Annotated in this window: 9 protein-coding genes; 7 read left to right on the top strand and 2 right to left on the bottom strand. The window is 57.9% G+C overall.

Features of this window, described 5'->3' with window-relative positions:
- Window positions 1–472, top strand: a 472-nt coding sequence (locus AVO44_RS13660) for an EF-Tu C-terminal domain-related protein (RefSeq protein WP_267885776.1), incomplete at its 5' end; no start/stop codon positions are given.
- A gap of 175 nt (window positions 473–647) precedes the next feature.
- Window positions 648–1,217, top strand: coding sequence for a carboxymuconolactone decarboxylase family protein (locus tag AVO44_RS13655; protein WP_068337904.1), 570 nt, complete (start codon window positions 648–650; stop codon window positions 1,215–1,217).
- Between the two features lie 121 nt (window positions 1,218–1,338).
- Here the strand turns inward: AVO44_RS13655 and rpe are convergent, their stop codons facing one another.
- Window positions 1,339–2,028 (bottom strand): ribulose-phosphate 3-epimerase, encoded by a 690-nt coding sequence (gene rpe / locus AVO44_RS13650; RefSeq protein ID WP_068337857.1) that lies wholly within the window; start codon window positions 2,026–2,028, stop codon window positions 1,339–1,341.
- A gap of 163 nt (window positions 2,029–2,191) precedes the next feature.
- On the opposite strand from rpe, the gene phnC reads away from it, so the two are divergent.
- The 5 genes from phnC (at window position 2,192) to AVO44_RS13625 (ending at window position 6,930) form a co-directional block, all read left to right on the top strand.
- Window positions 2,192–3,013, top strand: a complete 822-nt coding sequence (phnC, locus tag AVO44_RS13645) for a phosphonate ABC transporter ATP-binding protein (protein ID WP_068337855.1) — start codon at window positions 2,192–2,194, stop codon at window positions 3,011–3,013.
- Between the two features lie 64 nt (window positions 3,014–3,077).
- Window positions 3,078–3,980, top strand: coding sequence for a phosphonate ABC transporter substrate-binding protein (gene phnD, locus AVO44_RS13640; protein ID WP_068337852.1), 903 nt, complete (start codon window positions 3,078–3,080; stop codon window positions 3,978–3,980).
- A 67-nt stretch (window positions 3,981–4,047) separates the two neighbouring features.
- Complete coding sequence (gene phnE / locus AVO44_RS13635) at window positions 4,048–4,929, top strand: phosphonate ABC transporter, permease protein PhnE (protein ID WP_068337850.1); 882 nt, start codon at window positions 4,048–4,050, stop codon at window positions 4,927–4,929.
- Window positions 4,926–6,293, top strand: a complete 1,368-nt coding sequence (gene phnE / locus AVO44_RS13630; RefSeq protein WP_068337848.1) for a phosphonate ABC transporter, permease protein PhnE — start codon at window positions 4,926–4,928, stop codon at window positions 6,291–6,293. Before phnE (AVO44_RS13635) ends, phnE (AVO44_RS13630) begins: the two co-directional genes overlap by 4 nt.
- A 22-nt stretch (window positions 6,294–6,315) precedes the next feature.
- Window positions 6,316–6,930, top strand: a complete 615-nt coding sequence (locus tag AVO44_RS13625) for an LbetaH domain-containing protein (protein ID WP_068337846.1) — start codon at window positions 6,316–6,318, stop codon at window positions 6,928–6,930.
- Between the two features lie 163 nt (window positions 6,931–7,093).
- On the opposite strand, the gene phnF is transcribed toward AVO44_RS13625, so the two are convergent.
- On the bottom strand, window positions 7,094–7,804 hold the full coding sequence (gene phnF / locus AVO44_RS13620; RefSeq protein ID WP_068337844.1) for a phosphonate metabolism transcriptional regulator PhnF: 711 nt from the start codon (window positions 7,802–7,804) through the stop codon (window positions 7,094–7,096).
- Window positions 7,805–7,829 lie beyond the last annotated feature (25 nt).

Here is a 7,829-nt window from a genome sequence, read left to right as displayed (position 1 = left end):
CGTGGGCGACGAGATCGAAATCGTCGGCATCCGCGACACTTCGAAAACCACCTGCACCGGTGTTGAGATGTTCCGCAAGCTGCTGGACCGCGGTGAAGCCGGCGACAACATCGGCGCCCTGCTGCGCGGTGTTGACCGTGACGGTGTTGAGCGTGGTCAGGTTCTGTGTAAGCCGGGCTCGGTGACCCCGCACACCAAGTTCGAAGCCGAAGCCTACATCCTGACCAAGGAAGAAGGCGGTCGTCACACCCCGTTCTTTGCGAACTACCGTCCGCAGTTCTACTTCCGTACAACTGACGTGACCGGCACCGTGACCCTGGCCGAAGGCACCGAGATGGTCATGCCCGGCGACAACGTGTCGTTCGGCGTTGAGCTGATCGCCCCGATCGCGATGGAGCAGGGCCTCCGCTTCGCCATCCGCGAAGGCGGCCGCACCGTCGGCGCCGGCGTCGTGTCGAAGATCATCGAGTAATTCGCGCTAGCGAATGATCGAACGGAAAGGGCGTCCTTTTGGGCGCCCTTTTTCGTATGCCTCGTTTTGGGAATAGGCACCCGTTTTCCTACAAGGGAAATACTGGTACTCTGCACACATTAAATGGCGACGGGATCGGAGGAGCGTCAACGTTCCCTCGATTGACGGGGTAATGATGAAGAAATTGTTCGCATCTCTATCCAAAGACGCGACGCTTGGCAGTGTATTCAGCTTGTTCCCGGGCAAGCTTGCCCCATGGTGCGAATATGAAAGCCTCGTCATGCGTGGCAAGAGCGACCTTTCCTTTGCCGAGCGTGAGTTGATCGCGGCCTACGTTTCGGGACTGAACGCATGTTCCTATTGCCACGGTGCCCATACCATGTTCGCCCGTGCGTATGGCATTGATCCGGAACTGATTGAATCCCTTATGGAGGATCTCAATTCAGCGCCTGTCGATCAAAGGTTCAAGCCAATCCTCGCCTATGTCGCAAAACTTACACTGTCACCTTCCCGAATGACCGAAGAGGATGCAAACGCAGTATACAAGGCGGGATGGTCTGAAGATGCGCTTTTCGATGCGATACAGGTTTGCGGAGTGTTCAATTTGGTGAACAGACTGGTTGAGGGAACGGGCATCAGCAGAGTTGGCAATGATCCCAATGACGTTGATGAACAAACGCTTGCCAAGTTTCGCAGCGAGACGTTCTACACTGACTTCGGTCGCGCCAACGGGTTGGATGTTTAAAGGTTAAGCGCGCTCTGACAGCCAAGTGGCCATTGCACCAAGTTTCTTTTTCCGCGCCAAACGACAGTTGAACGCGAATTCTTAATAGCAAGCTTTGGACAAGGTGCTTGGCGTTTTAGTTTCAGGACAGTCCTGACTCAGCCGCCGCCCGCACGGCACGGATATTTTCGCCATATATCTCGGGACTATCCACCGAGCCGCCCTTGAACACCGCAGAACCCGCAACCAGTACATCGGCACCCGCGGCTGCCACAAGCGGAGCGGTTTGCGGATCGACACCACCGTCGATTTCGATATGTACCGGACGGTCGCCGATCATTTGGCGCAGTTTGCGCACCTTGCTGGTCAGGTCGATAAACTTCTGACCGCCAAAGCCTGGGTTCACGGTCATGACGCAGACCAGATCGGTCAGATCAAGCAGATGTTCAACAGCCTCGGCCGGCGTGCCGGGGTTTAGCGCCACACCCGCTTTCATGCCAGCGGCGCGGATGGCTTGAAGCGTTCGGTGTGTGTGCGGCCCGGCCTCGATATGCGCTGTAAGTATGTCCGCGCCGGCGTCCGCGTAAGCCTGAATATAGGGATCGACCGGGGTGATCATCAGGTGCACGTCCATGACCGTTTTCACATGCGGACGGAACGCTTTGACGGCAGGTGGGCCAAAGGTTAGGTTTGGAACGAAATGGCCGTCCATCACGTCGACATGGACCCAATCGGCGCCTTGCGCTTCGATGGCCTGAATCTCTTGCCCGAAATTCGCGAAATCGGCAGACAGGATTGATGGAGCGATCTTGATGGTGCGGTCAAAGCTCATTGCGGCCTCAGTTCTTATAACGGGACAGGCCTGCATATACCCGCGCCGCGCTGCGAAGGGTAGCCCCCGTAACACGGGCTCCGTTACAAAACTTTCACCACTCTGACACATAGCCGTTGAGCAGTGTCTGTACCCCACCGCCAACACGACTTGGGGGTGGCACGTGCTGCGCATCGAAAAACTGACCAAACGCTTCGGGGACAATGTGGCCGTAGACGCCGCGTCGCTGGATGTAGACAAACCCTGCATGATCGGGATCATCGGCCGATCGGGTGCCGGCAAATCGACGCTGTTGCGGATGATCAACCGTCTGACGGACTCCAGCGATGGGCAGATTCTGTGTGATGGCCGCGATGTCACTCGGCTGAAGGGCCGTGATAAGCGCGCCTGGCAAGCGGACTGCGCGATGATCTTCCAGCAGTTCAACCTTGTGCCACGATTGGATGTGGTTTCGAACGTGTTGCATGGAACGTTGAACCGACACTCGACGCTGGCGACCATGTTCAACCTGTTCCCGATGGAAGAAATCCACCGCGCCATCGATATTCTTGATCGCCTTGGGATCGCTGAACACGCGCCAAAGCGGGCAGAGGCCCTGTCAGGCGGTCAACAGCAACGCGTCGCGATTGCACGTGCGTTGATGCAAGATCCCAGAATCATTCTGGCTGACGAACCCATTGCCTCGTTGGATCCGATGAATGCGCAGGTGGTGATGCAGGCCTTGCGTCGCATCCACGAAGAGGATGGCCGCACAGTCATTGCCAACCTGCATACTTTGGATACAGCGCGACGCTACTGCGACCGGGTGGTTGGTATGCGCGACGGGCGCATTGTCTTTGACGGTATTCCCGAACAGCTGACCACTGGCGTCGCGCGCGAAATCTATGGGGCCGATGCCAGCTTTTCAGAAGCGGCGACGTCAACCGAGATTGACACGCTGGACGCCACCCAGAAAGCGCTGATGGAAGCTGAAGCCACCATCTAGGCCCACCCCCCCTTTCATCGCCCGGCCCGATGAGAGGCCGGCACATCAAACTGGAGAGAGACAGATGAAAAAACTGATTGCTGCCCTGGTGGCGACCACTGCACTGGCCGCACCGGCCTTGGCCGAAGAGATCAGCGAGTTCCGTATTGGCATTCTTGGCGGTGAGAACGCTCAGGATCGTCTGAACAACAACGAATGCCTGCGTCAATATACCGAGGAAGAGCTGGGTGTTGAAACCAAGCTGTTTGCTCCGGCCGATTACAACGGTGTGATCCAGGGTCTGTTGGGCGGCACGATCGATATGGCCTGGCTGGGCGCGTCGGGTTACGCGAAAACCTATCTGAGCGACCCCGAAGCTGTTGAGCCGGTTCTGGTTAAAGTGAACGTGGATGGCGGGTACGGCTATTACTCCATCGGTTTCGCCCGTAAGGACAGCGGCATCGCCTCGTTGGAAGATATGAAGGACAAGACCTTTGGCTTTGGCGATCCGAACTCAACCTCAGGCTACCTGATCCCGTCGATTGAAATTCCCCAGGCGACTGGCGCGACTATGGAGTCGGGCGACTATTTCGGTGAGGTAAAGTTCACCGGTGGTCATGAGCAGACCATCGTTGCGGTCAACAACGGCGACGTTGACGGCGGCGTGACATGGGCCGACGGTCTGGGCAATTGGGAAGACGGTTTCAACTCGGGTGCGCTGCGTCGGGCCGTTGATGCGGGTCTGGTCGATATGAACGACCTGGTCATGATCTGGCAGTCGCAGCCGATCCCGGAAGGTCCGGTTGTTCTGCGTACCGCCCTACCTGCGGACGTGAAAGAGAAGATGACGGCCCTGATGGCCGGTCTGCATGAAAAAGACGCTGACTGCTTTTATGGCGTGGCCGCAGGCGAGGCTAAGGCGTTCGAGCCGATCACGCACGACGCTTATGAAATCATCATTGAAGCCCGCAAGCTGAAGTCCAACTAAGTCAGCGCGCGAATTGATCGGGGTCCGGTGGCAAGCCTGACCTCGGTCCGCCTTTCAGGAGCATTTCATGACAGAGCTGACTGCCGGGACCCCGACCGTCGAGGATATCCGCGACGAATACACTGCGATGACGCGGCGCAAGAAGGTCTACGGTGGTATCCTGCTGATCCTTTTTGTTGTCATGATGGCTGCCGGGTTCCGAACAGCCGACAGCCGCAATGCAGGCAGCTTTTTTGACGGCTGGCACCGCATTCTCGACTACCCGTCCGAGGTTCTGTCGGAAGCCTGGGAAAAAATCGCCGAGATGCCGGCGAATCTGGTCACCTTCTTTCCTGCACTTGTGGAAACCCTGAACATCGCCGCGGCGGCAACGCTGGCCGGGACGATATTGGGAACGTTTCTGGCTCTGATGTCGACGCGGGGGATGGCCTACTGGCCGTCTTTGATCCCGCTTTTCCGGCGCATCTCGGACGTGTTCCGGGCTGTTCCGGAAATCGTCATCGCGCTGGTTTTGATCTTTATCCTTGGCGGTGGCCCGGTGCCTGCGATGATCGCCATTGCGATCCATACTGCTGGCGCGCTGGGCAAGCTGTTTTCCGAAGTGAACGAAAATGCCTCGTTGAAACCGGTGGAAGGGCTGCAATCGGTTGGGGCCAACTGGTCACAGCGAATGTATCTGGGCGTGATCCCGCAGGTCGGGCCGAACTATGTCAGCTATGCCTTGCTTCGCTTCGAAATCAACATCCGCGCGTCAGCCATTCTGGGTTTTGTCGGGGCCGGTGGTCTGGGCTATGAGCTGCGCAATGCCATGTCCTGGGGGCAGGGGCGGTATGACGAAGCGGCTGCCATATTCATCCTGTTGTTCGTTACAATTGTCGTCGTCGACCAGCTTTCCGGCTATCTGCGGGACCGCCTGACCCACGGGTCCGAAAAAGGAGCCTCGGCATGAGCACCTTTGCAACCGACCTGACCACTGCCGAGTTGAAGGCCGAAGCGGATCGATTGTTCAGCCGCAAACGGGTGATGAATTTTGGCCTGCCAGCCTTGGTATTGGTTTACCTGATCTATGTTTTCTTTGCCTTCGATGTGGCAGGGCTGGCTGCACGGGCGAATTGGGAAAACGGCAAGACGCTGGTTTCGGACAGCTACAGCTACAAAACTCATATCGAACGCGACAATCGCACGGGCGAAGTGTCTGCCGCCATCGAAGGTGAGCGCAAGGGCGCCTATCCAGAAGGTGAAGCGCCCGATTGGGTTACTCTGGGCGAGACGACGGTGATTGACCTCGCAGACGGTCATATCGTGCGCTTCGGTCCGGAAACCGTAACGTATGACATTCCGGGATATGGCACCGTTCGGGCAACGCCCTCTCGTTCGGCTGGTGTACAAGCAGAGCTGCCTCCGGGCGAGGTGCCGGAGTGGATCAACGTTTCGAAAAACCGTCTGGCGGTTACAACGGATGCCGGCCGCCTGACCGTGACCCGGAACCGGTCGGAAGTCTTTCGATATTTTACCGGGTGGGAGCTGTTCTGGTTCACGTTGGACAGCCCTTACTATGGCAAATCGTTCGGCGAACTTGTCGGGCTGGCCGCGAAAGGTGAGGCGGGCGCGATCTTCAATGATTTCTGGACCAATAAGATGTGGCGGCATCAGGATGTGGCCTGGGCCATTTTCGAGACGATCCTGATGGCCTTTCTGGGTACCTTCGGGGCGGCGATGGTTGCTTTGCCGCTGGCCTTTCTGGCGACGCGCAACTTCAACCCCTTAAAGTCCGTGCGGTTCGCAACGCGGCGCGTTTTTGACTTTGTCCGCGGCGTGGATGCCCTGATCTGGACCGTGGTTCTGGCGCGCGCCTTTGGCCCGGGTCCATTGACGGGTGCTCTGGCAATTCTGGTTACGGACACCGGCACATTCGGCAAGATTTTTTCCGAAGCGCTGGAGAACGTGGACCAGAAGCAGATCGAAGGCGTCCAATCGACCGGAGCAAACGCGCCTCAGCGCTATCGGTTCGGCGTCATCCCCCAGGTGACGCCGATCCTGCTGAGTCAGTTGTTGTATTTCCTTGAATCCAACACACGGAGCGCCACCGTGATCGGTGCGATTACAGGCGGCGGGATTGGCTTGTTGCTGACGCAGGCGATCATCACGCAGAAGGACTGGGAAGAGGTCGCCTATTACATCGTCCTGATCATCTTGATGGTGATGTTGATGGACTGGTTCTCGGGGTGGCTGCGCAAACGGTTAATCAAGGGTGAGACGGGCAAAAAACGAAAACCGGCTGATCCTGGATCCAAGCCGTTTCTGCTGCCCTGACTGACGACTTAGGACAAAGACCATGGCACGCCTTCGCCCTGACCGGCCATTCATCCACCCGGATTGCCAGATCACCGGCAGCAGTTTCGGCGCATACGTAGAAATTGGCGCGGGCAGCCGGATTACGCACTCGGTTTGGGGGGATTATTCCTACTGCGACCGGACGTGTGATATTGCCAATGCAGAGATCGGGAAATTTGCCAATATCGCCAGCTACACGCGAATAGGGGCCACGGACCACCCGATGGAAAAGGCGTCCTTGCACCATTTCCTCTATCGTTCAGCGGATTATTGGGATGATGAGCAGGATGACGCGGATTGGTTCGCACATCGCGCCAGTCGCTTGGCGAAAATTGGTCACGACACATGGATCGGTCACGCGGCGATTATCAAACCCGAAGTCACCATTGGCCACGGTGCGGTGATCGCGTCCGGTGCAGTGGTCACCAAGGATGTTCCCCCGTACATGATCGTCGGCGGTGTGACCGCCAGCCCAATTCGCCGCCGCTTTCCTGAAACGGTTGCAACGCGTCTGCTCGCCTTGGCGTGGTGGGAATGGGACAACCTACGCCTGCGCGCGGCTCTACCTGATTTTCGCGCGTTAAGCGTCGAAGCATTCCTCGAGAAATATGAATGATCCGGCAGCAAAGTAGCGGAAAAGCACCCGCACCCGTAGGAGCCTCGGCTGCGCCGACCCTCCTTGGCGGCTTTGGGCCCAGCGCCGCGCAAAGCGCGGCGCTATGCCCAACGGGATGAGACCTCCGACAGGAGGTTGAAGACGGGCGGGAGGACGTCGAAGTTTAGTCATCGTTCAAGGTCAAAGTGACCCGGTCTCCGGCAAAGACCGTGCGGCCATACTCCACCGGCACGCCGTTCAGGTCAGCGTTAATCCCCGCAGAGAAGAGGACCGGTGCACCTTCGGTGAGATGCAGATGCAACGCTTGAGTCGCAGTCGCAGCCCGCGCGGTCAGCCGCGTCGACACGCGCGTGTAATCAGCAACGCCACATCGTTGCAATGCTTTGGTTACGGAATGCGTGTCTTGTAACGCAGCCAGGATGCCGGGCAGGCGATCAGCCGGGAAAACGCTTTGGAACACCCCGATGGGTTGGCCGTCGGCAAGCGACAGACCGTCATAGACATGAACCTTATCTCCGGCTTCAAGCTCTAGTGCCTCAGCTTCGGCATCATCCGCTGCGCGTGTGGTCAATGAGAGTATCTTTTTACCCGGTATCTTGCCGCTTGCTGAAATGCTCTTGTGGTATCGCACGCGTTTGCCGATCGGATAGTCGGTCGGACGCGCGGTTACAAAAACACCTGCACCGCGCCGTGAGTGTACCAGCCCTTGCTCTGCGAGCTCCGACAACGCACGCCGAACGGTGTGCCGATTAACCCCGTGCTGTGCCGCCAGTTGCGCCTCGGTCGGAAGCTGGTCGCCGCTGTTGTATCTTCCCTCAGCAATGTCGGCGGTCAGGCTGAGAGCGATGCTTTTCCAGACGGGCGTTTTGCTCATGTCACCAAACTTTCACAGTATCGCG

Origin of the sequence: Ruegeria profundi (genome assembly GCF_001507545.1) — a bacterium.
GTDB classification, from domain to species: domain Bacteria; phylum Pseudomonadota; class Alphaproteobacteria; order Rhodobacterales; family Rhodobacteraceae; genus Ruegeria; species Ruegeria profundi.
Note: the sequence above shows the minus strand (reverse complement) of the source record. Positions and strands in the feature narration are given on the sequence as shown.

What these genes read in the sequence shown, in the direction of transcription:
- phnE (WP_068337848.1), top strand. Translation starts at nt 4,926, where the DNA reads ATGAGCACCTTTGCAACCGACCTGACCACTGCCGAGTTGAAGGCCGAA.
- phnF (WP_068337844.1), bottom strand. Translation starts at nt 7,804, where the DNA reads ATGAGCAAAACGCCCGTCTGGAAAAGCATCGCTCTCAGCCTGACCGCC.
- rpe (WP_068337857.1), bottom strand. Translation starts at nt 2,028, where the DNA reads ATGAGCTTTGACCGCACCATCAAGATCGCTCCATCAATCCTGTCTGCC.
- phnD (WP_068337852.1), top strand. Translation starts at nt 3,078, where the DNA reads ATGAAAAAACTGATTGCTGCCCTGGTGGCGACCACTGCACTGGCCGCA.
- phnE (WP_068337850.1), top strand. Translation starts at nt 4,048, where the DNA reads ATGACAGAGCTGACTGCCGGGACCCCGACCGTCGAGGATATCCGCGAC.
- AVO44_RS13625 (WP_068337846.1), top strand. Translation starts at nt 6,316, where the DNA reads ATGGCACGCCTTCGCCCTGACCGGCCATTCATCCACCCGGATTGCCAG.
- AVO44_RS13655 (WP_068337904.1), top strand. Translation starts at nt 648, where the DNA reads ATGAAGAAATTGTTCGCATCTCTATCCAAAGACGCGACGCTTGGCAGT.